At 68.3% G+C, this 21,377-nt stretch carries 25 protein-coding genes and 3 pseudogenes; 9 read left to right on the forward strand and 19 right to left on the reverse strand.

All coding sequences use genetic code 11. The annotated features are described in order from the left end of the window. Window positions 1-249: 249 nt before the first annotated feature. Window positions 250-567 (reverse strand): hypothetical protein, encoded by a 318-nt coding sequence (locus OHT01_RS38805; RefSeq protein ID WP_328557809.1) that lies wholly within the window; start codon window positions 565-567, stop codon window positions 250-252. Between the two features lie 443 nt (window positions 568-1,010). Between OHT01_RS38805 and OHT01_RS38810 the strand changes: the two genes are divergently transcribed. Next, on the forward strand, window positions 1,011-1,475 hold the full coding sequence (locus tag OHT01_RS38810; RefSeq protein WP_328557810.1) for a DUF6228 family protein: 465 nt from the start codon (window positions 1,011-1,013) through the stop codon (window positions 1,473-1,475). Window positions 1,476-1,557: 82 nt separating this feature from the next. Here OHT01_RS38810 and OHT01_RS38815 read toward each other — a convergent pair whose 3' ends face one another. Continuing rightward, the gene (locus OHT01_RS38815; RefSeq protein WP_328557811.1) at window positions 1,558-2,061 is read right to left on the reverse strand and encodes a hypothetical protein; all 504 of its coding nucleotides are present in this window, start codon (window positions 2,059-2,061) and stop codon (window positions 1,558-1,560) included. 468 nt (window positions 2,062-2,529) lie between these two features. Here OHT01_RS38815 and OHT01_RS38820 point away from each other — a divergent pair, with 468 nt between their 5' ends. Beyond that, on the forward strand, window positions 2,530-2,925 hold the full coding sequence (locus tag OHT01_RS38820) for a hypothetical protein (RefSeq protein WP_328557812.1): 396 nt from the start codon (window positions 2,530-2,532) through the stop codon (window positions 2,923-2,925). Between the two features lie 171 nt (window positions 2,926-3,096). On the opposite strand, the gene OHT01_RS38825 is transcribed toward OHT01_RS38820, so the two are convergent. The 5 genes and pseudogenes from OHT01_RS38825 to OHT01_RS38845 form a co-directional block, all read right to left on the reverse strand. Beyond that, the gene (locus OHT01_RS38825; protein WP_328557813.1) at window positions 3,097-4,074 is read right to left on the reverse strand and encodes a D-alanyl-D-alanine carboxypeptidase; all 978 of its coding nucleotides are present in this window, start codon (window positions 4,072-4,074) and stop codon (window positions 3,097-3,099) included. Beyond that, window positions 4,071-4,727, reverse strand: a complete 657-nt coding sequence (locus tag OHT01_RS38830) for a D-alanyl-D-alanine carboxypeptidase (protein WP_328557814.1) — start codon at window positions 4,725-4,727, stop codon at window positions 4,071-4,073. The genes OHT01_RS38825 and OHT01_RS38830 overlap by 4 nt, the downstream gene beginning before the upstream one ends. A gap of 473 nt (window positions 4,728-5,200) precedes the next feature. Then, window positions 5,201-5,449, reverse strand: a pseudogene (locus tag OHT01_RS38835) (DJ-1/PfpI family protein); the annotation flags it as partial. 51 nt (window positions 5,450-5,500) lie between these two features. Beyond that, entirely contained in the window at window positions 5,501-5,677 is a 177-nt protein-coding gene (locus OHT01_RS38840) for a hypothetical protein (protein WP_328557815.1), read from the reverse strand. 63 nt (window positions 5,678-5,740) lie between these two features. After that, window positions 5,741-6,136 (reverse strand): helix-turn-helix transcriptional regulator, encoded by a 396-nt coding sequence (locus OHT01_RS38845; protein WP_328557816.1) that lies wholly within the window; start codon window positions 6,134-6,136, stop codon window positions 5,741-5,743. Between the two features lie 99 nt (window positions 6,137-6,235). On the opposite strand from OHT01_RS38845, the gene OHT01_RS38850 reads away from it, so the two are divergent. The 3 genes and pseudogenes from OHT01_RS38850 (at window position 6,236) to OHT01_RS38860 (ending at window position 8,117) form a co-directional block, all read left to right on the forward strand. Continuing rightward, window positions 6,236-7,021 carry an ANTAR domain-containing protein gene (locus tag OHT01_RS38850; protein WP_328557817.1) on the forward strand — a complete coding sequence of 262 codons (786 nt, stop codon included), beginning with the start codon at window positions 6,236-6,238 and terminating at the stop codon, window positions 7,019-7,021. A gap of 369 nt (window positions 7,022-7,390) precedes the next feature. Further along, window positions 7,391-7,537: pseudogene (locus tag OHT01_RS38855) on the forward strand (B/F/G family RNA polymerase sigma-70 factor); the annotation flags it as partial. Between the two features lie 160 nt (window positions 7,538-7,697). Further along, on the forward strand, window positions 7,698-8,117 hold the full coding sequence (locus OHT01_RS38860; protein ID WP_328557818.1) for a DUF5133 domain-containing protein: 420 nt from the start codon (window positions 7,698-7,700) through the stop codon (window positions 8,115-8,117). Between the two features lie 133 nt (window positions 8,118-8,250). Here the strand turns inward: OHT01_RS38860 and OHT01_RS38865 are convergent, their stop codons facing one another. From OHT01_RS38865 to OHT01_RS38880, 4 genes are all read right to left on the reverse strand, one after another. Then, a complete protein-coding gene (locus OHT01_RS38865) occupies window positions 8,251-9,252 on the reverse strand; it encodes an iron-containing redox enzyme family protein (RefSeq protein ID WP_328557819.1) in 1,002 nt (333 codons plus the stop codon). Then, window positions 9,249-9,458, reverse strand: a complete 210-nt coding sequence (locus OHT01_RS38870) for a CDGSH iron-sulfur domain-containing protein (RefSeq protein ID WP_328557820.1) — start codon at window positions 9,456-9,458, stop codon at window positions 9,249-9,251. The genes OHT01_RS38865 and OHT01_RS38870 overlap by 4 nt, the downstream gene beginning before the upstream one ends. Beyond that, entirely contained in the window at window positions 9,442-10,113 is a 672-nt protein-coding gene (locus OHT01_RS38875; RefSeq protein WP_328557821.1) for a HemK2/MTQ2 family protein methyltransferase, read from the reverse strand. The genes OHT01_RS38870 and OHT01_RS38875 overlap by 17 nt, the downstream gene beginning before the upstream one ends. Before the next feature lie 615 nt (window positions 10,114-10,728). Continuing rightward, on the reverse strand, window positions 10,729-11,217 hold the full coding sequence (locus OHT01_RS38880; RefSeq protein WP_328557822.1) for a flavin reductase family protein: 489 nt from the start codon (window positions 11,215-11,217) through the stop codon (window positions 10,729-10,731). Window positions 11,218-11,640: 423 nt separating this feature from the next. Between OHT01_RS38880 and OHT01_RS38885 the strand changes: the two genes are divergently transcribed. Further along, window positions 11,641-12,651 (forward strand): AI-2E family transporter, encoded by a 1,011-nt coding sequence (locus OHT01_RS38885; protein ID WP_328557823.1) that lies wholly within the window; start codon window positions 11,641-11,643, stop codon window positions 12,649-12,651. A gap of 69 nt (window positions 12,652-12,720) precedes the next feature. Beyond that, on the forward strand, window positions 12,721-12,903 hold the full coding sequence (locus tag OHT01_RS38890) for a hypothetical protein (protein WP_328558438.1): 183 nt from the start codon (window positions 12,721-12,723) through the stop codon (window positions 12,901-12,903). Window positions 12,904-12,990: 87 nt separating this feature from the next. On the opposite strand, the gene OHT01_RS38895 is transcribed toward OHT01_RS38890, so the two are convergent. From OHT01_RS38895 to OHT01_RS38910, 4 genes are all read right to left on the reverse strand, one after another. Continuing rightward, window positions 12,991-14,187 (reverse strand): ABC transporter ATP-binding protein, encoded by a 1,197-nt coding sequence (locus OHT01_RS38895; protein WP_328557824.1) that lies wholly within the window; start codon window positions 14,185-14,187, stop codon window positions 12,991-12,993. A gap of 38 nt (window positions 14,188-14,225) precedes the next feature. Next, window positions 14,226-15,059: a carbohydrate ABC transporter permease gene (locus OHT01_RS38900; protein WP_328557825.1), complete on the reverse strand. Its 834-nt coding sequence runs from the start codon at window positions 15,057-15,059 to the stop codon at window positions 14,226-14,228. Beyond that, window positions 15,059-15,901 (reverse strand): carbohydrate ABC transporter permease, encoded by an 843-nt coding sequence (locus OHT01_RS38905; protein WP_328558415.1) that lies wholly within the window; start codon window positions 15,899-15,901, stop codon window positions 15,059-15,061. The genes OHT01_RS38900 and OHT01_RS38905 overlap by 1 nt, the downstream gene beginning before the upstream one ends. Window positions 15,902-15,996: 95 nt before the next feature. Next, window positions 15,997-17,259: an ABC transporter substrate-binding protein gene (locus OHT01_RS38910; RefSeq protein WP_328558416.1), complete on the reverse strand. Its 1,263-nt coding sequence runs from the start codon at window positions 17,257-17,259 to the stop codon at window positions 15,997-15,999. A 179-nt stretch (window positions 17,260-17,438) separates the two neighbouring features. On the opposite strand from OHT01_RS38910, the pseudogene OHT01_RS38915 reads away from it, so the two are divergent. Next, window positions 17,439-17,579: pseudogene (locus OHT01_RS38915) on the forward strand (ketoacyl-ACP synthase III); the annotation flags it as partial. 103 nt (window positions 17,580-17,682) lie between these two features. Here OHT01_RS38915 and OHT01_RS38920 read toward each other — a convergent pair. From OHT01_RS38920 to OHT01_RS38930, 3 genes are all read right to left on the reverse strand, one after another. Continuing rightward, window positions 17,683-18,363: a DUF4328 domain-containing protein gene (locus OHT01_RS38920; RefSeq protein ID WP_328557826.1), complete on the reverse strand. Its 681-nt coding sequence runs from the start codon at window positions 18,361-18,363 to the stop codon at window positions 17,683-17,685. 213 nt (window positions 18,364-18,576) lie between these two features. Beyond that, window positions 18,577-19,047: a DUF6234 family protein gene (locus OHT01_RS38925; RefSeq protein WP_328558417.1), complete on the reverse strand. Its 471-nt coding sequence runs from the start codon at window positions 19,045-19,047 to the stop codon at window positions 18,577-18,579. A gap of 32 nt (window positions 19,048-19,079) precedes the next feature. Beyond that, window positions 19,080-19,643, reverse strand: coding sequence for a GNAT family N-acetyltransferase (locus tag OHT01_RS38930; RefSeq protein WP_328557827.1), 564 nt, complete (start codon window positions 19,641-19,643; stop codon window positions 19,080-19,082). 242 nt (window positions 19,644-19,885) lie between these two features. Between OHT01_RS38930 and OHT01_RS38935 the strand changes: the two genes are divergently transcribed. After that, a complete protein-coding gene (locus OHT01_RS38935; RefSeq protein ID WP_328557828.1) occupies window positions 19,886-20,713 on the forward strand; it encodes an SAM-dependent methyltransferase in 828 nt (275 codons plus the stop codon). 125 nt (window positions 20,714-20,838) lie between these two features. Here the strand turns inward: OHT01_RS38935 and OHT01_RS38940 are convergent, their stop codons facing one another. Further along, the gene (locus OHT01_RS38940; RefSeq protein ID WP_328557829.1) at window positions 20,839-21,282 is read right to left on the reverse strand and encodes a hypothetical protein; all 444 of its coding nucleotides are present in this window, start codon (window positions 21,280-21,282) and stop codon (window positions 20,839-20,841) included. Window positions 21,283-21,377 lie beyond the last annotated feature (95 nt).

The raw sequence follows: 21,377 nt of genomic DNA on the forward strand, positions 1-21,377 counted from the left end.
TGGCACCCGGACGGCGGTGTGGCGGCCTGCGGTTGGAGCGACTCCGGATGGTGTCTGGCACCTACGAGATCGGCCTGACACTCCGGCAACGGTGCCGCGCTCGTGTGTGAGCGCGGCACCGTTGCCGGTCAAGTGCAGTGCAGTCCAGCGGGGGGAGCAGTGCGGTCCCGAGACGGTCGATCAGACGGCCTCCCCACGTGGGGACCGGACGGCGAAGGCTTCCACGTCTCTGCCGCGTAGCTGGCTGCTCTACAGGGCGTGGTGCAGCCAGCGTTGGAGGACGTCGTTGACATCGGCTGGCAGAGCGCTGATCTGGTCGATGGCGGCACGGTCCTCGGGCATCGGCGGGATGCCGGCTGCGGTGAGTGCCGCATGCAGTGCGAGGCGTCGTTGGTCGTGCGGATCGAGGGCGTGGCGGGTGCGGCGGGCGTACTGGGGCGACGTCAGGAGGGAGCCGATGTCATCGCGGGACTGTGCCGGAACCGGCCAGACGGAGTCCTGGGGCTGTGCCGAACAGGGGTCTCCGAACGCGCAGGAACCAAGGCTCTCGTTGCTCCAGTGGGCCATCTCTGTCTCCTCACCGAGTTCATTGCGGATCACTGGTCCAGAGCCCTGCGAGGGCCGGTTCGGTTGCGGGTGCGGCCGTACGTCACGCTGTTGGCGCCATCGGAGGCTGATCGCCTTGTGTGACCAGCGGACGGCAGTCGATGGCTCAGCCCGGGACGAGCCGCTCGGTCCCATGGCGGGGAACGAGTCGCGGTGGTCGAGGTCCGGGGAGGCAGGACCGGCTCCGCGGTTCGCCTTCCGGCACCGGCTGCGGTCGGCGATGAGCGGGCACGTCGGGCGTGACGCGAGGACGGTCCGCGCCCACGCCGAGAGTCGGGTGCGCCGGGCGTGGACGCGGGAGGCGGTGTGATCCGAACCGCCGTCGGACCATGAGGCGCCCGGGAGCGTTTCCGGTGCCCAAAATCATAGTGCCGACAACTGTCCTTCGAACTAATGTCCCTCGGGTGATCTCCCAAGACGACGCCCTCGGCGAGCCGGCGGAAGTGACCGTTCGTTGCCAGGACGACCGAGCCGTTCATGTGCGTCTCTGCGACCTCTTCGTTCAAGACGAGGACTGCGTGCACTACGCCATCGAGGTCGGCGCGCCCGGTTTGAACGCTCGCCTCGACGGGGTGGCGGCCTGGAACTGGAACGGGGACCTGGTTCCCTTTCTGGAGGGGCTCGCCAGGGACTTCCGAGGTTGGCAGGGCGAGCGTGTCTGGCAGACCAACGATCGTGACCTGACGCTCAGAGCGGTCTTCCGCTCGGGCGGCCATGTCGGCTTGACCTGGACTCTTCGTCCGTGGAGGACGCCCGTCGACAGTTGGGATGCCTCGGTCACCACCTGGCTGGAAGCCGGCGAGCAGATGTCGGCCCTCGCGGCCGACGTCCGGCAGTTGCTCGGGCAGGACACCGGCCGTCATGGCTGAACCGCGCCTCGCCCGGACTCTCGGCGGACACGGGTGGGCCGAACGCACGGTCCGGCCCTCCGCCGGGCGACTCACGGACTGATCAGGACGTCGGCGGAGCCGGTGGCGCGGCCGGTGAGCCGGGCGCTGCGGGGTGTCCCGGGGTGGGGAGCGCCCACAACGGGATGGCTCCAGGATGGGGCAGGGGGACCCAGTCGGTGCCGCGGTGAGTCTGCCACCACTGGCCGATCACGTGGAACTTCTCCTCGAAGCGGCGGTCCCGTTGGAGGAATCCGGTGATCGGTGCACGGAGTTGGGTGCGGCGGCCGTCGGCCTCGTAGAGCACGATGACCCGGCCGCCCATGACCGGCTCGACGCACACGTTCTGTACGGACGCCCACGGGATGATGCGACGCCGGAGATTACGCACCCGGGCGGTCGACGGGGTCAGCGTGATCCCGAAGGGTGAAACCGTCACCGACAGCACCACGAGCACGACCCACACGGCAGTGAACCACGCGTCGAACGCGGGCTGCCGGTCATCGGTGACCGACCGCAGGACGGCGTCGAACCCCATGCAGGCCGCGATGAGGATCCCGGGTGGCATGCGCTGACGGATGCCGAGCCTGAAGCGAATCTCTTCCGGGGCCGGGCCCCCCGCCCACCTGGGACTCCGTCATGTCCGTCCCGCCTCTCCCGGCCGTACGGGCCGGTCCGCGCATGATTGCCCGCGCAGCATGACAGACGCTCGCGGCACGGCCGGAAGCGCCCCGGCGGACGCCGTCCTCCCTCAACACCCCGGGATGGTCCGGAAGGTACTTGCCGCTGGCGAACGGACCGACGGAAGCCCGGCCGCACGACGGGTCGGATCGTGCCGGTGTCGGACATCGCGTGTATCCGCGGTCTTTCACTCGGAGCGCCGGACAACAGGACCTGCCGCGCCGAACAGCAACGGACAAGGTGTCTCCCTCCGTGAGCGTTTAGCGGCACTAATGAGCATCAACACCCAAGGCATGCCATGGGGCATTTAATATGCTCATTGACTGAATCATCCGGTCTGATGATGGAGGTGTGTATGCGCAAGTGGGCGAAGATCGCTCTTGTGGCAGCCATGGCCTTGGGGGGCATTTCGGGACCGAGCGCAGGAGTCGGTTCCGCCGCGACGAGCTGCTACGGGGGTGCTCGGTCGGCGACCATCAGGTTGTCGAACGGCTTCAACGCGGTGGGGCCCTACTACACGACCAACCGCTGCGCGGACATCAACGTGCGGCTTACGTACGTCCGGTACCAGACGGACGCCCGCTCCTGCCTGGAGCGTGCCAACGGTTCGACGATCAGCTGTAGCCGTTGGAAGCTGCTGCCGTATCCGGGATGGACGACGTTGTCCACCAACGTGCGGGACAACACCCGCTTCCGCCTGGAGTTCAAGACACAGCCCGGTGAGTACATCAGGTATCTCGAAGCCGCGTAAGCCGCGTAGGGCGCGTACGCGGGTGGCCGGGTTGGTGGCGCCGGGCGTAACGTCCGGCCGCCACCTACCTGGTCGAGGCGAAGCGGGAGTATCACCGGCCTGCGGCGGGCGGTCGTTGGAGGGCCCCCGACCGCTGGGTGCGGTCGGGGCCCTCGGGGCTGCGAGGGAGGATCAGCGTGAGTGGCCCGCGGCCTGTTCCTGCAGCAGGCCGGCGATACGGGCCAGGTCGTCGCCGATGTCGATGACGCCCTGGATGTCCGGGGTGGACGCGCCGTTCACCGCGAGGTAGAAGGTGTGCAGGCGTCCGTGGCCGGCGTCGAGGTAGCCGCCGATGCTTTCCGCGCCGACCGCCAGTCGCTCGTTGAGGGCGTCGAGGCCGGCGACCGTACCGGTCTTCGCCCACACCTTGCCCTTGCCGGGGCAGGTGGGTTCGCCGTCGCAGACGAAGGCCAGGAGGCCGTCGACGCCGAGGATCGGCTGGGCCTCGCGGAAACGGTCCGCGTCGGGAGTTCCCTGCCAGTAGTGCAGCAGTTCGTTCTCCGCCCGCGGGGTCACCCGGTCGACGGGATTGCCGCCGCGGCCGTCGAGGAGCTGCACCTGCGTCGGGTCGACCCCGGCCTTGCGCAGGAAGCGGTTCAGGACGGGGAAGCCGTCGATGCACTGGTGGCTGCCGGCGGTGACGGCCATCAGGCAGATCGCGAGGTTGGCACCGAGGTTGTGGCTGACTTTGAAGATGAGCTTGGCGTACTGGGCGTAGACCGGCGAGACGTACGCGGCGACGCGCCGCGTACCCGCGTAGGACCGCGGTACGAGGTCGGCCGGGTTGGGGCCGGTCGGTCGAGCGGCCACCCTGACGCCTGCCCGGGCGAGCGCCTCGATCAGCGCGGTGCGCCCGAAGGCCGCCGGATCCTGGACGTTCGAGATGTGCAGCACCGGCTTCGCGTCGGCGGCGATCGTGCCCGACAGCTTGATCCGCGTGCCGTCGGGGGAGGCGGACACCTGGATGTCCGTGGCCCCGCCCGCGGCGACCGTCCGCACGGTCGAGGTCACCCGGTAGGGCGCGACCTGGGGACGCCAGCTCAGTTGCGCGGGCCGGCCGGGAGAGGTCGGGGTGGACAGCAGGTCGATGACGTTGTCGTTGATGATCAACGGGGCGGCGTCGGATCGAGCTCCGCGTAGGAGGTGAACAGCCGGGTGTCGACGGCCAGGTTCCCCCGCACTTCGGTGATGCCGGAACGGCGTACCTGACGGGCGATGCGGTTGAGCCCGGCGAGTGGGTTCTCCGGGGTGAGGATCGCCCCGGGGACGTCGTTGGCGTAGGTGTGGTCGATCGTGGTGTACGACACCGCACCGTCGGGCGCGGTTCGGCCGCCCATGGTCAGATCACCCTTCCCGACCAGAACGAGATTGCCGTTCAGTACCGAGCCGTTGCGGCGGCCGACCGCCTGGACGGGGGTGGTGAACCGGTGGTCACCGCCCAGGGCGTTCCAGGCGCCGGAGACGCTGACCAGCTTGGCCGTCGACCCGGGGATGAAGAACTGGTCCGGATGCTGTGAGTGGATGACCCGGCCGGTCCTGTTGTCGATCTCCAGCAGCCCCCACTGGGCGTGCTTGTAGGCCGGCTTGTGCATGATGGCGGTGATGTCAGGGCTGAGGCCGTCGCCGTGCGGGCCCATCGGGCCCATGCCCATGGTCAGGGCGCCGGTGACCACGGCCGCGACGGCGCCGACCCACCCGCGCCGAAATCCACGGCCGGGCCGGGCCAACCCGGCCTGCTGATTCTGCTGTTGTTTGTGAAGCACGGCCGCACACATACCGCACCGGTCTTCCGCCATACCCCTCGTACACGCGCCCGTTCACTCACCTGGCGGTCTCCCCGCACGCGTGCGGTCCAGGCGCTTTGTGAGGTCGCGATCAACTGCTGGGTCGGAGGAGTCCGAGAGCCGCAACTTCGGCCCTCCGCACGGGAGGACCGCGATCGTCCTGGCGACCTCGCCGAGCGGCACGGAACTCGCCGCGTTCCGCCGGGTCATCGACGCGGACGACTTCCCTGTCCGCGAAGACGCTGGTGTCCAGGCGGTCGAGGAGGCCGGCGGGGTCTTGGTACACCGCGTGGGCGCCCGCCGCCTCCACCCGGACAGTCCGGTTCGGGGCACCGGCTACCTCGTCCTCGTCAGTGGCGGCGACAGGTCCTGTCCCGGGCAAGTCACCTTGCCCGGGACAGGGGCGAATTTACGTTCAGCCAAGCCCGACTTGGCTTGAACCGGTCCCGCGATCAGACGGCCGCACGGCCCAACTCGTGCACCAGGGCCTGCCAGAACGCCTTCAGGTCGTCCGGTTCGCGGCCGGTGATCAGGGTGTTCGGGCCGCTGTCGCAGACCTTGACCTGTTCGTCCACCCAATTCCCGGCCGCGTTGCGGATGTCGGTGCGCAGGCTCGGCCACGAAGTGAGGTTGCGCCCGTGCAGCACATCGGCCTCGACGAGAATCCACGGGGCGTGGCAAATGGCCGCCACCGGCCTGCCCGTTGGCTCGACGGCGTTCGATCCACCGAGCGGCTGCCTGTCCCGAACGGCCTACCGCTCGGCGCTGGGAACGGCGTGGGGCTCGCTCGGAGCCGTCGTCTTGGCCGATTCCATCTGCTCCCCCAGTTCGGAGAGCCGGTTGCGGCCCATGGTCTTGCGTACGTCGGGAAAACCCTCCTGCTCCTCCTCCTCGACGTGGTGGCGGACGTTCTCCATCAGGACGGTCATCTTGGCGTCGAACCGTTCGTCCGCCGCTCCGCGGCTGAGGCGCTGACCAGAGCCGCGGGAACCTTACGAGGTGGCCGTGCTGTCGTCGTGAGTGAGCACATCGGAACGATCGGATGGGGACTGCGCCGTTCGTTGTCCCGGCGGGGTATCGGGAGAGCTCTCGTGCTGGTCGAGAGCCGCCAGGAGACCGGCCACCGTCAGGCCCGAGTCGGCCGGGTGCCGAAGGATGGTCCCGGGTTGGATGTGGTACAGGTTCGTGCGCCCGCGCCGGGTGTGGTCCAGGTAGCCGTCCTGCTCCAGATCCGAAATGATCTTCTGGACTGCCCGTTCGGTGAGCCGACACCGTGCGGCGATGTCGCGGATGCGCGTGCCTTGCGCACCGGAGGCGATCGCGGCGAGGACTCGTGCGTGGTTGGTCACAAAGGTCCAGCCGCTGTGTCCCTCGGGTACCTCAGTCATCCCCCCAGAGTAGGCCCTTTAGTTCACGCATTCAAAAGGGCGAAAGAAAGTTCATGTATCTCTTGACGTGTAACAAGGTCGAGGGTGAACCTGTATGCCATGCGAGAACATCCGCTCTCTCCCCCCGAGGGAAGCGGTGACGAAGCCGCCCACGCTGTACTGGCCTGCGGTGCCAGGCCGGGAGGCGCGTCGCCCTTCCTCGACACCGCCGTGCATCCCGCCGGCCCACGGACGCTGGTCGTCGTTGCCGGTGAGATCGACATCGATACCGCGCAGCCCCTGCAGCACAGCCTGTCCGCTGCTCTGACCCAGGCGCGCCAGGGCCTGGACCTGGACCTCGTGCGGGTCGGTTTCTGTGACTGTTCCGGCCTCCGGGTCCTGTTGCGCCTCCGGAATCTTGCCCGTGCCCAGGGCAAGACGGTCCATATCGGCGCTGCTGGACATGCGGTCGAGCGGCTGCTCATGCTCACCGGCACAGCACCTTTGTTCGCACCCACGAACGGTGCTGGTCCTCAACCGGACGGGACGTACGAGAAGGACCTGCGGGCCGAGGTGGTCGACCTGAAGCGGGCGATGGGGAGCCGGTCGGTCATAGACCTGGCGCGCGGAGTCCTGATGGCCTCGTTCCGCTTGAGTGGCGAAGACGCCTGGAGCGTCCTCGTCGAGGTGTCCCAGCGAGGCAACACCAAACTTCGCCTCATCGCCGAGGAACTGGTCGCGGCAGTCACCGGCGATCCGCTGCCCGACCATCTGAAGCGGCAGATCTCCGCGGCGGTCGCCAAGATCTCAGGCGACCCGCAATCACTTAGTCGACACCGGCGCCGCGACTGGGTCCCGCCCGCGGCCAGAGCCGCGTCCCTGGAGGACCGCAGACCGTCCGCATGACCGCTTCCCGGGCGGGGGCCGTGGGGGAGGGCGGATGAGATCGAGCAGCCGGGCCTGTCGTCTTGAGACGTTGGTGACCCGCCATCCGCGCGGCGCCGACTCGCGGCACGCATCGCGGCCGTCGCCGGGGAGCGCGAGTTGACGGGATGTCATCAGTCGGCGGGCGACGGTCTCAGCGCTCCCGAGATTTCGTGGCCCGCCCAGGGCAAGCCGCCCTGGGCGTGTGGACCTGCGGTACGGCATGGGAGGGACACGTGTTTGCGGTCATGACGGAGGGGCACACGAAAACTCGCGCTTCGGACCGAAGGCGCACGCCCCGCGGGGATGTGTTCTCCCTGCCTGCTGCGGCCTTTCCTTGCTGTGGTGTACCTGCGCCAGGCCACTGCGCTCGGGCCGGTCAAGGCCGTCGACCGCTTCGGCCTCGGCGGCGGGGCTTTCGAGAGTTGCGCCGTACCGACCATCACCGGCGAGGTGGAACGACATTTCCGGGACCGCACGTGGACCCTGCGGGTCCCCTGTTGTGGGAAGGCGCATGCCCCACCCGCTCCAGCAGCGGCGGCGGCGTGACGCAGGGCTCTGTTCCCCGAGAGCCGGGCGGTCGCCTACTCAGGCCACGTACACGCTGACATGACAATCAGGCAAGGCCAGACAGCCTCAGTCCCAAGGAGCTGCACCGATGTTGATGCCCCTCCCCGCCACTCTGCGCCGGCTCGTCGCGGAATACGAGTCGCTCCGCGCCGAGGAATCGCCCGATGGCGCGGCGCCCGCAGACCAGCGCCTGCGGGACCTCGCCTACACCCTGTGCGTGACCACCGGAACACGTGAGATCACAGACGCTCTCGACACCGCCCGCTCCTGGCTGGCCAGGGCAGCCGCCGCCCCCGGCACGACGTCCACGGCCTCCACGAGGCCCAGACCAGAACGCCGACCGGCCGCCGCATCTCCCAAGCCCGCAGCCGTCGCACCGGCCAGCGCGGCCATTTTCCATGGCGACACCGGCGAACCGTCCGCGAGTCGCCGTAACGGCATCCTGTGCGCCGGGCGCCGGTCCGCGGCGCCGCACACCGCGGGCGTGGGCAGAGGCAACGGAGAGTGAGGCGCTGGACATGGGTGAGCGCGCCGTGATCGCTTGTGGTTCGGTTCCGGCGGAGCCGCCCGCTCGACGGCTCGCGGCGTCGGCTCGACCGGCCGCGCTGACCGGACGACGCGTCCGGCCTCCTGCGTGCCGGTCATTCGGCGTCCGGGCCGAGCGGAATCCGCAGCGCGCTGCGTCGCTGCCTCCACGCGGTCAACAGATGGGCCGCCAGCCGGTCTTCGAGGAAGCCGGTGACCCGGACGCCGAAGGCGACATCGGGTTCGAGTTCGGGTTCGCTCGCCAGGAGACCGCCGATGACGTCCCGGCGGACCACTTGCTCGTGGACGGCGTCGGCCTGGACGTGCTCGTCGTAGAAGCGCTGCGCGGGCTTGCCCGCTCCGACTCTGCGCAGGGCGGCGGCCAGACGCCTGGACCCTGGTGAGGAGGTGACTTCCACCGCGGCGAAGTGCCCGACCAGAGCGCCCCGAAGGGCTCGATGCAGGCCCAGCAGGGACATGAGATTGACCGTGGTGACCGCCTCCGTGGGGGCCGCGTCGACGTAGTGGCCGTAGTCCGTGCGCAGGCCGAGGTCGGCCATGAGATCCGCGAAGAGGCGGGCGTGGACGTCCTCCTCGCGGCCGGCTCCGAACTCGTCGAACTCGATCGCCACCATGGCCGCCTTGGCCCGGCCGTACAGGCGTGGAATGACCCAGGCGTGCGGATCGGCCTCCTTGAGGTGGTACAGCGAGCGCAGGGCGGCGTACTCCTGGAGTTGCCACAGTTCGCCGTCGCGTTCGAGGAAGTGACTGACGCCGGCCTCGTCGTAGCCGACCGGTTCGATAAGCAGGTCTCCGAGGGCGTTGCCGACGTCAGGGTCGGCTGTCACATCGTCGCGCAGGGCCTTGAGGAAGCGCAGTTCCAGGGACCGGCGCAGGGCCAGTAGCCCGGGGTCCCACTCTCGTTCGTCGCTCACCTCGGTGAAGCCGCGGTAGTGGAGTTCGTACAGTGTGTAGAGCGCGAGCTGTACATCGTCACCGTACGGATCGGCGTCCTCCAGGCCATGGGGGAGTGCGGGCAGCGGGGTGCCATAGCGCAGTGTGGAGACGAGAGAGCTCGATATCTCGCCCCGCGGCGCCGGCAGGAGGGGGCCTCTCACGGTGTTTCCCGCCTGGCCCGGCGTCGGTGACTGGTGTCGCACCAGGGATAGGTCCGGCTGCGTCGGCAGGTGCAGATCGCCGCCCGGAAACGGCGGGAAGTCAGGACCGTGCCGTCCTCCAGCACCACCTCGACCGGACCCTCGACGAGCAGCGGACCGTCGCGGTCCACGGTTATGCGACGCGGTCGCTCAGGCATGCCAGGCACGGATGACCACCAGCTCTTCACGGTTGTCGTTCTCGTCGGTGAGCAGGCCCTGGTGCCGCAGCCATGTCCGGCGTGAGTTCAGCACAGGTCCAAAGGGGACGAAAGCGCGGTCGGTGACCGCGGCGTCGAATCCCGCGCGAACGAGTCGCCGCAGCGTCGGCCGGGTCCCGCACAGAGCGGAGTGGACGAGCAGCAGCACGCCTCCCGCGCGCAGTGCGGCGGGCGCCTCGTCACAGACGCGGTTCACGAAGACCCGGCCGTCCGGCCCGGCGTCCCAAGCGCGCTCCGGGGACCGGGCCGGCAGTCGGAGCTTGGGCGACGGAACGTAGGGCGGATTGCTCACCACCAGGTCGTAGGTCCGTCCGTGTACGGCCGCGGTGAGATCGCCATGACGGACGGTGACGCGACGTCTGGCGAGGAGCGCGTTGAGGCGCGTGGTGAGTACGGCGCGCCAGTCGATGTCGACGGCCGTCACCCGCGCTCCCATTCTCGCGGCCCGCAGGGCAAGGGCCCCGCTGCCGGTTCCCAGGTCGAGCACGTCGGTGTCGGGGCCCACGCGCTCCCGAAGCAATGCGTGGATCAGGAGCTCGGTGTCCTGTTGGGGCGCGTAGACGCCGGGTGGCGTGAGGAGCGGGACTTCTCCAGGCATCCCCATGAGGCACCTCCACATCATTGCTCGCCCGATTGGTGCCGGTATGTGCAACTCTGTCCTCTGGGTTCCCCTCGAACGGAGGCCCACACGCGATCTTCGTGGTCGTCTTCGCGGGCAACCGGGCTCGTGCCCTGCTTCAGGAGCACAGCGACCGCATGGTTCCGTGCGGCCAGGTCGCCGAACCGCGGGTGGTCTACTCGGCGCTCGGCGCTCGATGCGCACATCCAGCATCTGCGAGTGGACCCGTTCCCTGCGACGCGGTCGCCCATATCCACGAGAGTCTCGCCGGCGCGGCACTCCAGATCATGAAGCGGAACATGGATGCCGAAAGCCCGCCGCGCGCAATATCGGATTCTGGCCGGCCCGGGTGGGAATCCTGTGCGGCGTCCAGGGTGGGCGCCGCACAGGTGATGCCGATATCGGGGTGAAAGTCGGCATCGTCCATTCTATCGACCGCCCTATGGGGAAGTGGGGTTCGGACCTCGCGCCGCAGCCGTCGGAGCTCACCGGAGCACGGCTGAGACGGGAAAACGGACAGAAGTCCGAGGCCGACGGCCATGGCTGCAAGCGGGTGAAGCCGGACTGTCCCCGCTCCATGCGCCCGGGAAGAGGCGCCGGTCAGTTCGCCGGGTGGCCCGGGGTGATGTCATGGGTGTCGCCCAGCGTCAGCAGAGTGGCGTGGCCGCCCGCGAGATGTCGTGCCGCCTCCGGGGCGAGCAGGAAACCGACGTGGTCGCCGCCGTCGATCCGGTTCTCCACGCGGCCGACGAACCAGGCGGGGGCCTCGTCGAGGATCGGTGATCCGCCCGGTCCCGGGTGCCAGGAGACGTCCGTGAACTTGTCCGTACGGTCGCCGGTATCGCCTCCGAAGAGCCGGGCCAGCCGGTGCTGGTCGCGGCGGAGCAGATGGACCGCGAGCCGTTCGGCGTGCTCGGCCACCCGGTACGTGCGGTTGGCCCTGGACAGCCAGACCATGAACCGGGCGGGCCTGATCGAGCACTGCGAGGCGAATCCGACCAGGCAGCCGGCTCTCTCCCCGCCCGCCTGCGCGGTCACGACGTACATCGGGTAGTCGAGCAGGCCGGTGAAGGGATCGAGATCGGTCACGGTGTACGGCTCCCGCCTCAAGAGATCGGATGTCGGCCAAGCGTTCACCACGCGTGTGTCCTGGTCGCCCCACGACGCGCTGGGCGGGGCACGGACGCGGTACGAGCGCAGTCCGTGGGTACCAGGATCTGTGCCGCAACTCGTCTCGGACGAACCGCTCGTGGGCGACGGCACAGGGCGAGAGGTGTTCAGGAGTGTCCCGAATGGCACGCGCCACGCCCGTCGAGGCAGTCGAGGAGAGGCGTCACGATGTCTGTGCAGTCCGGGCCCGAGCCCGAGTCCGTTCGGCAGGAGCACCGTGCGGTGGAAGGGACGGGCGTACACGACTCCGGTCCCGGCCCGGCGGACGTCGTGGAGACGTTGGAGAAGGCGCCTCAGGAGCCGCCGCCTCGACATCCACGCGACGGGCGCGGGAGGTCGTGGGTGACGGTGGGGTTCGGTCTGGGCCTGGGAGCGAGTCTGGCGTGGCTCGCCGTTCAGACCGTTCTGCGAGTGAGCTCGATGCTCACCTTGCTGCTGCTGGCCGTGTTCATCGCCATCAGTCTGGAACCGCTCGTCGGGTGGTTCACGCGCCGGGGCCTGCGGCGCGGCTGGGCCGTCGCGATCGTGCTGACGGGGTTCATCGTGGTGCTCGGCGGGTTCCTGGCTCTGGTCATTCCGCCGGTGGCCAAGGAGATGTCCGCACTGGTCGACGCGGTGCCCGGCTGGTTGCAGCAGGTCCATGACCACCAGTCGGCGATCGGTCGCCTGGAGGACCGCTACCACCTGGTCGAGAAGGCCAAGCAGCAGATCGGCTCGGGGAACGGAGCGAGTGGGCTGGCCGGGGGAGTCCTGGGCGCGGGCCAGATGGTCCTGAGTACCCTCACGTCCACGGCGATCGTGATCACGGTGACCCTCTACTGCATGGCGGCCCTGCCCGCCATCAAACAGTTCTGCTACCGCTTCGTGGCCGCGAGCCGGCGCGAACGCGTCGAGGGTGTGGCCGAAGAGATCATGAACCGGATCGGGAAGTTCATGCTCGGCAACCTTGTCACCTCGGGGATCGCCGGCTTGGCGACCTTCGCCTGGTGCGTCGCCACCGGCGTCCCCTACGCCGCCGCCCTGGGCATCTTCACCGCCCTGATGGACCTGATCCCGATCGTCGGCTCCACTCTGGCCGGTGTCGTCGTCAGTCTCGTCGCGCTGTCCGTGTCCCTGCCCATCGCGATCGCGACCGCGGTCTTCTACGTCGTCTTCAGGATCGCCGAGGACTACCTCATCGTGCCGAGGGCCATGAAGTTCGCGGTCGACGTCCACCCGTTGGTCACCGTCCTGGCGGTGCTGGTCGGTGGAGCGCTCCTCGGCATCATCGGCGCCCTCGTCGCCATTCCGGCGGCCGTCGCCGTCGGCCTTGTCCTCGACGAGTACGTGTTTCCCACGAAGGAGCGGAAGTGAAGGAGCGTCGGCTTCCGGGGCACCCGTCGGACCCAAGGAGGAGGGGCGTCCACCCCCCGGGTCCGACGGGTGCCAGGATTCGCCCTGACCACGAAGGGCGCCTCGTCGTCGGGTCCGGTCGGGTCCGGTCGGGTCGATCAGGTCGGCTCGGATGAGGCCCTCACCGCCTACGAGCACTTCGACGCTCGTGACGAGGGATGGACCAAGGTGGTCCTGCACCCGAACGGACACGGGAACGGCCACGAGCGATAGAGACTCCGACGGCCGCCGTCCCGCCCGCCTGCTGGCTCGGGCGTTGGCTCGGGATGGGGTGGCCTTGACACATCCCGAGCCAAAGGGTCAGTCGGCGGCCTCGTCGGACAGGGTCAGGTTGGCCCCGGAGGCCGGGTCGAAGACGTGCATCTTGGCGGTGTCCACCCAGAGTTCGGCTCGGCTGCCCTCGCGGACCCGCGTGGAGGCGTCGAGGCGGGTGACGATCTGGTGCCCGCCCGCGCCGGTGTCCGTCGACCCCGAGTCGGCCGCGAGCTCGGCGAGTTCGGAGGTGGCGGTGGGCTGCCACTCGTCCTCGGTGAAGTAGGCGTAGACATCGGATCCCAGCGATTCGACCACGTCGATGTCCACGCTGAAGGTCGTACCCGATCCGCTCCTGCTCGGATCCACCAGGGCGGCGTCCTCGAAGGCCTCCGGGCGCAGCCCCACAATCAGGTCCCGGGGGGCGTTGTGCCGTTCGAGGATGCGGCGCAGCCGGTCGCTGAGGTCGAGGTCGCCCACCGAGGTGCGCAGGCGGTTTTCCTCCGTGGTGGCGTGCAGGAAGTTCATCGCGGGGGAACCGATGAACCCGGCGACGAAGAGGTTCTTCGGCTGCTCGTAGAGGCGCTGGGGGGTCCCGATCTGCTGCACGACTCCGCCGCGCATCACCACCACCCGGTCGCCCAGTGTCATGGCCTCGGTCTGGTCGTGGGTGACGTAGACCGTGGTGCTGCCCAGGCGTTGCTGGAGACGGGAGATCTGGGTGCGCATCTGGACGCGGAGCTTCGCGTCCAGGTTGGAGAGCGGCTCGTCCATCAAGAACGCCTTCGGGTCGCGCACGATGGCCCGCCCCATCGCGACCCGTTGGCGCTGGCCGCCGGAGAGGTTGGCGGGCTTGCGGTCCAGATGCTCCGTCAGGTCGAGGATGCGGGCGGCCTCTTCGACCTTCTCGCGGATGGTCGCCTTGTCCACCTTGGCCAGCCGGAGCGCGAAACCCATGTTGTCGCGCACGCTCATGTGCGGGTACAGGGCGTAGCTCTGGAAGACCATGGCGATGTCGCGGTCCTTCGGAGTCCTGTCGTTGACGACCTGCCCGTCGATCAGGAGGGTGCCCTCGGTGATGTCCTCCAGCCCGGCGATCATGTTGAGGGTGGTGGACTTGCCGCAGCCGGAGGGCCCGACGAGGATGACGAACTCGCCGTCCCCGACACTGAGGTTGACGTCCTTCACCGCCACCGCACCATCGGGGTAGCGCTTGGTGATGCCTTCGAGAACGATCTCTGCCACGGTCGGTCCTTCTTGTCCTGACGAACGGCTGCCGCCGGTCAGCCCTTGACGGCTCCGGAGGTGAGCCCGGCCACGATGCGCCGCTGGAACAGCAGCACGAAGACGATGATGGGGATGGTGATCACCACGGCGGCGGCGGCGATCGAACCGGTGGGCTGGGCGAACTGACTGCTCCCGGTGAAGAAGGCGATGGCCGCCGGCACGGTCCGGGCCGCCGAGGTCGAGGTCAGTGAGATCGCGAAGAGGAAGTCGTTCCAGCAGAAGATGAACACCAGGATCGCCGTGGTGAACACGCCCGGCGCCGCGAGCGGAGCGATCACCAGCCGGAACGCCTGCGCCGGGGTGGCCCCGTCCACCTTGGCCGCCTTCTCCAGATCCCAGGGGATCTCCCGGAAGAACGCCGACAGCGTGTAGATGGCGAGCGGCAGGGAGAAGGTCATGTACGGGATGATCAGACCGGTCCAGGTGTCGAAGATGCCGATGATCCGCTCGATGTTGAACAGCGGCGAGACCAGCGAGATGGGCGGGAACATGGCGATCAGCAGCGACATGCCGATCAGCAGGCTCTTGCCGGGGAACCGGAGCCGGGCCACGGCATAGGCCGCCATGGTGCCCAGCACCACCGCGATCACCGTGGAGATCAGGGCGATGCCGATGGAATTGATCAGCGACCGGGTGAACTCGGAGGTCTGGAAGATCCCGTGGTAGTTCTGCCACGTCCACTTCGTCGGGATGAAGCTGCCGTCGGTGAGGGTGCTGGGGTCCTTGAAGGACAGAGAGATGATCCAGCAGACCGGGAACAGGGCATAGACGATCACGATGATGTTGACCAGGGCCCACCCCGCCATCCGTCGTCGTCCGGTGGCGGACATCAGCGTCCCCCTTCCTGGGAGCCGGGGGCGGCCGCCCCGAACAGTTTGATGAAGGCGAAGGCGATCACTGCCACGCACAGGAAGATGAGTACGGAGATGGCTGAGCCGATGCCGAGGTTGAGCGCGGTGAAGAGGTTGTCGTAGCCCAGGATCGACACCGAGCCGGTGTTGTGCGCGCCGGACGTGAGGATGTAGATGTTGTCGAAGATCCGGAAGGCGTCCAGGGTCCGGAACAGCAGAGCGACCAGGATGGCCGGCTTCATCAGGGGGACCGTCACCAGGAAGAAGCGCTGCCAGGCTCCGGCGCCGTCCACCTGCGCCGCGCGCAGCGTCTCCTCCGGCACCAGGGCGAGGCCGGCGAGCAGCAGCAGAGCCATGAACGGAGTGGTCTTCCACACCTCGGCCAGGATGATCAGACCGATGGCCGGCCACTGTTCGGTGAGGGGAGCGGAACCGGAGGGCAGGAGATCCGCCAGGTAGCCGGTTTCCGGGGTCCAGGCGTACTGCCAGGAGTAGGCGGCGACCACGGTGACGATGCCGTACGGGATCAGGATGGCGGTGCGAACCATTCCGCGGCCGAAGATGGTGCGGTGCATCACCAGCGCCAGGGCGAATCCGAGGACGAGTTCCACGATCACGGAGACCACGGTGATGAACACCGTCACCCACAGAGCCTGCCACCAGAACTCCGAGGACAGGACGGCGCCGTAGTTGCTGAAGCCGACGAAGTGCGCCTGCTGCGGGAAACGCAGGTCATAGCGCTGCAGTGAGAGGTAGATCGCGTAGACGATGGGGTACGCGGTGACGGCGAGCATGACGATCACGGCCGGCGCGCACAGCATCCAGCCCAACCGGCGCTCCTGTCGTGCCCCTTCGGACAGGGCGCGGTCGTCTTTGGGCGGCGGTGCGTCCTGAGCGGCGGGCGGAGCCGACTGGGTCACGGGATCAGCCCCTTCGAGCTGAGGGCGTCCTTGATCTGGCCGCTGATCTTCTGGACGTCCGGTCTCGGTTCGATCCCGTTCGGCGGCGACAGGGTGTGCGAGATCGCGATGGACACGTTCTGGTAGGCGGGGGTCTTGGGCCGGATGCTGGCGTTTTCCAGGGCGTCCAGAACGGTGGAGGCGAAGGGGTAGTTCTTGATCAGAGAGGGGTCCGAGTAGAGCGTACGGAGCGTGGGCGGGAGCCCGCCCTTGAGCGCCGCGGTCAACTGGTTCTGCCGGTTCCGCAGGCACAGCGCCGCCTCGAAGGCGAACGCCGAGTGTCGGGTGTAGGCGCCGACGGCCAGGTCGATGCCGCCGATGGTGGGCTTGGCCGGCCGCCCCTTCTCGACCCCCGGGTAGGGCGCCCATCGGAACTGCTTGAAGAGCGTGGGGTTGTTCGCCTTCATCGAGGGATACACGAAGGGGTAGTTGATCTCGAAGGCCGCGCTGCCGGACTCCATGGCCAGCCGGTTCTGGTCCTCCATCTGATTGGACAAGGACGGGTCGGCTGCCGCCGAGGTGGCCAGCGTCTTCATGATGGAGGCCGCGCGCACGGCGGGCGGGCCCAACTTGGGAGCCGTGGCCGTCGCGTTCAGGATGGAGCCGCCGGCGCTTTCCACCAACGTGTTGAACCAGACCGTGAGTCCCTCGTACTGCGCGCCCTGGATCTCCACGTAGTGCGGCTTGCCCTGCTTCGCCAGAACGCCGGCCATCCGGATCATCTCGGCCCAGGTCGTGGGCGGCGTGGGGACCAAGTCCTTGCGATACCAGAGCAGTTGGGTGTTCGTGTTGTACGGGACGGCGTACAGCCGACCCTTCCACGTGGCTGTCCGCAGCGGGACCTCCAGGGTGTCCCGGGTCGCCGCGCTGCGGTTGGCCCCGGTCCACGGCAGGATCCACTTGGCTTCCGCGAACTCGGCGGGCCAGGTGACGTCCAGCCCGATGATGTCGACCGTGTCGTCCTTGGCGGCCAGCCGGCGCACCAGTTGCTGGCGCTGCCCGTCGGCGGTACGAGGCAGTTTGTTGTAACTGATCCGGTAGCGCCCACCGGACTGCTGGGAGCAGGTGCTTGCCGCAGTGGCCAACGCACCCGAATCATCGGGAAAGTTGTACCAGTTGAGCGTCACCGGTCCGCCACCTCCGCTCCCGCAGCCGGCGAGCAGACCCGCCGACAGGCACAGAGCGAGCTGTACCCGCAGGAGGCCACGGATGCCGGACATAAGCGCCACCCCCACACTCCTTCCGGACCAGTACGAGAATTCCGGACAAAGCGTAGGGAAGCCCGGACCCGCGACAGGCTAGGCCCGCACCCGGCCTCACCCCGTACCGCCTCACCAGGCAGTCATCCGATCGGCCGCACAGCACACGGCACACGCCGCAACCCGCCAACGCCCACATCGTGGCCGCCAAAACCGTCCTGCCCTGCCCCGGCTTCGACATCTCCAACGCCTGCGACAGCGCCCTGAACGCCCTCGAAGTCGCTGACGCCCTCATCGGCAGCGGTCGCTACCAGCGGGTCTTCGTAGCCTGCGGCGAGACACTGAGCCGGCTGAGCCGGTTGTGCCGCTGGTCAGGTCAGTGCGCAGCTCGACTCGCCCCATCGACTTCACCGACCGCGTGGGCACGCATGTGCCAGGAGACCTTCAGACGGTTTTCTCGCCCGTCGACCACACCTCGGCGGGCGCTGTCGCGGCGGCCTGCTCCAGCCTGCGAACGAGCTGCCGGACAACGACGATCGACAGCGCAGCCGCGCAGATGTACAGACCGTCGCCCATCATGATCTGCCGCAGGGCTTGGCGAGCCTCGGTCGCACTGTCGGCCGCCTTCAGATCCTTGGAGGCATCGTTGAAAGCATATGAATTCGCGGCGATCAGGACAGACAGCCACCACGCCGTGAGGAGCGGATGTCCGCGTCGGCGCTGCGACTCCGGCTGACTGGCGGCCCACAGGTCGTTGACGAACATCTTGGGCACGAAGAGCTGCGCAACCGGTATCACCCAGCCAAAGGCCAGCCACGCTCGGCGTCGGCGCTGCCCCTGACGCCAGAGCACATCCGCGACATCGCGCATGTTGGCGAGCCAGATGCTGAACTGGAGCAGGGCCACGAGGAGCAGCCCCGTTCGCCAGCCCATCAGGTTCCTGAAGTACGTGTCGACCTCGACCAGCGGGTTGTCGAGGTACGGCCCCGGCGTCGTCGGACCGGCCAGCAGTTGGTATTTGTGCCATGCCGTCAGCCCGGCCGCGACAGTCACCAGCGTGAACGCGCTGAGCGTGGCGCAGGCAAACTGGGTCTGCCCGCGCGGCAATCTCACTGCCCCGGCCACTTCATACCTCCTGGAAACCGCCCGTTCGGACTTCCGGCAGGCCGGCAGGGGATCTTAACCCGAGGAAGCGGATATCGCGCCGTGTGGCAGTTCGAGACCGCCGCGGGGGACCGACATCAGCGGCCGACGTCAACGAGCGCGAACTTCGGCGGGCATCGGCGGACATCAGGGTTCCGCACCTTTCGAACGGCCGCGTCTTGCGGTCGGTACAGCTCATCGCGCTGGCGGAGGGGTGTCGCAGGTGCACGCGTTCCGATAGGAGGACTCGTAAATGCGTTCACCGGCGGCCTTCGCGCCCGTCAGGATCCCGCAGAGGACGAGGAACATCACGAGTTGGGTGAAGGCGACCGGGTATACCCGACGGACTCCGGCCACGACGGCGGCAACCAGGGCGGCTGCCGGCACGAACAAGGCCTTGTGCAGGTAGGGGCCCGGTGGCGCGCCGTAGTCCTGCGGGTCGAACGACCAGTAGGTCCCGGCCCAGGACAGCCAGACCAGGGCAAGGGCCATCAGCTCGACAACAACCAGGCCCACGGCAACGGCCACGGCCCGACCAGTACGTTCGGGATCTGCGTTCACCGGGCCACACTGACTCCGGCAGGCACGCGGTGTCATGAGTACCCGTACCCAACAATGAGGGTCGCCGTCCCGTATTGCTGCCCCTGCGGCGTTCGCCACGCGCATCGCGGTCTGCGACGGCAGGCCGAAGACGCCCGCTACTGCTGCTCCCACTGCTCCTTCGTGATCTCGTACCGAACGCCCCCGTGCTCGGAGCCCTCGACCATCTGCATGCCGGGGGGAGTGGGGATGGTGTCCGCGAGCGTCATTTCGAGCTTCTCCATGACGTTGCGCGAACCGTGGTTCACCACCATCGTCTCGGCCCAGACCATGCGCACACCGAGCTCCGTGAACGCCTTGACCAGCAAAGCCCGTGAGACCTCGGTGGCATAGCCCTTGCCCCAAGCCGCCTGCCGCAGCCGGTAGCCGAGTTCGACCTCGTCCAGCGGGCCCTCCGGCTCGGGGCGCAGGCAGAACCAGCCGATGAACGCGCCGCTGTCCTTCTCCTGCGCGGCGAACAGGCCGAGATCACCGCGCCACTTCCCGTAGCCGGCGATGATGTTCGGCAGTTGGCGCTCGCGGACGATCTCCGGCGCGGTCGGATTGCCGCCGGTCAGGTAGCGCGTCACCGCCGGGTCGCTGTCCAGCTCGATCAGCAAGTCCGCGTCGCCGGTGGTGAACTGACGCAAAGTCAGGCGCTCGGTCTCCAGGTACGTGTCCACGGAGTGGATCATGCCCGAAGCGGGGCGGGCAGCTCAACGAATTTACTCGAACAGCGCCGGAGGAGAGTGTCTGCTGAGCCGATTCCACCGGGTCTCGTGCGGCCGCAGCGCGCACGCGGACACACCGACCGGTGTCCGGCGCGTCGTTCGGCCGTGGGGTGAAAGCCGGACCGAACGTCGAAGCGGGGCTTGCCCGTTGGATGGTCCGAAGTGCTGGCCAGCGGGTTCCCCCGCGAGGGAGGATGGTTGCCATGACGAGCGAAGGCACCTCGATCGACGCGACCAGGCCCAGCATTGCACGTGTTTACGACTACCTGCTGGGCGGCAAGGACAACTACGCCGTGGACCGGGAGATCGGCGACGTGTTCAAACGCGACCTTCCCGGCTCGGTGGCGATCGCCTTCGCCAACCGCGCGGCGCTGACCCGGGCGGTCGCGGAGATCGCCACGACCACCGACGTCTCCCAGTTCATCGACCTGGGCAGTGGTCTGCCGACCGCCGACAACGTTCACCAGGTCGCGCAGCGGCACGCCCCGGAGTCCCGCGTGGTCTACGTCGACATAGACCCCCAGGTGCTCGTCCATGGACGTGCCCTGCTGGAGGAGAACGACCGGACCCGAGTCGTCGAGGCCGATGTCCGCGACCCCGAGGCCGTCTACAACCACCCGGAGACCCGGGAAATGATCGACTTCGAACGTCCGGTGGCCGTCGTTTTCAGTGCCGTCCTTCATCACGTCAACGACGAGGAGGACCCCGCCGGGATCGTCCGTTACTGGCGCGACCGCGTACCGTCCGGAAGCTATTTCTTCGTCAGTCATTTCCGTTCCGGCGACAACCCGGAGACGGCCGAGGCGGAGAAGGTCCTCCAGCAGACGTTCGGCCGTGGCCGCTGGCGTACCGACGAGCAGATCGCGCACCTGCTGGACGGCCTGGAGATCCTCGACCCGGGAGTCGTTCCCGCCTCTCTGTGGCGCCCTGAACCGGTCGGCAAGCTGTGGAACGACGGCGTCGAGAAGGAACTGACCGTCTGGGAACACCTCATCGCCGCGGGGCTGGCTCGCAAGGCTTGACGGCAGGCCCCGCGCGGCTGTGCAGCGCCGGCCCGACACTCGCGGTCGGGGCGGACCGCACCTTCACCGTCCGGAACCCCAAGGCTTCGGACGGGTACTGCCAGAAGGCGCTGTGGACGGCCGAGTCAGGCGTAAAGGTAGTTATGGGTCCAGTAACTGCTGGCCGTGAATTCCCGTCCGCACCGTTGGCACGGCGCGGTGCGCCCTTCGTCGGCGAACTCGAACACGTTGTACACGCCGATCACGGTGTCGCGCAGGAGCTGCTCCTCGTGCACCTTGTGACCGACGGCGTGGGCGACGATGTCCAGCGCGGTCGGCGTTCGACCGCATGGACAACTTGACCGGCCGGAGGCGGGGATGACCGAGAAGGCCGAGACGGAATCAAGCGGAAGCCTCAACAGGCCCTCGATGTAGCGGAGTTCAACACCGGGAGTCGCGACCACAGGGCCCTCGTCCGGGAGGAGCGAGATGGCCTGGCGCATCTCGATGTCGTCGAGCCTGATGCCCGTCCGGGCACCGCTCTTGCGGTACTGGGCCTTCAACTGGGCGAGGGCCGTGGTGTCCGTCATTCATTCGTCCCTTCGGTTCTGCACCCGCCGGGCGCCCGTGCTGGTGGCTCTCGCCGGTGATCACCGATTCGTGGTCCACGCGCTCCAGCCAAGGT

Source organism: Streptomyces sp. NBC_00358 (assembly GCF_036099295.1).
GTDB lineage: Bacteria > Actinomycetota > Actinomycetes > Streptomycetales > Streptomycetaceae > Streptomyces.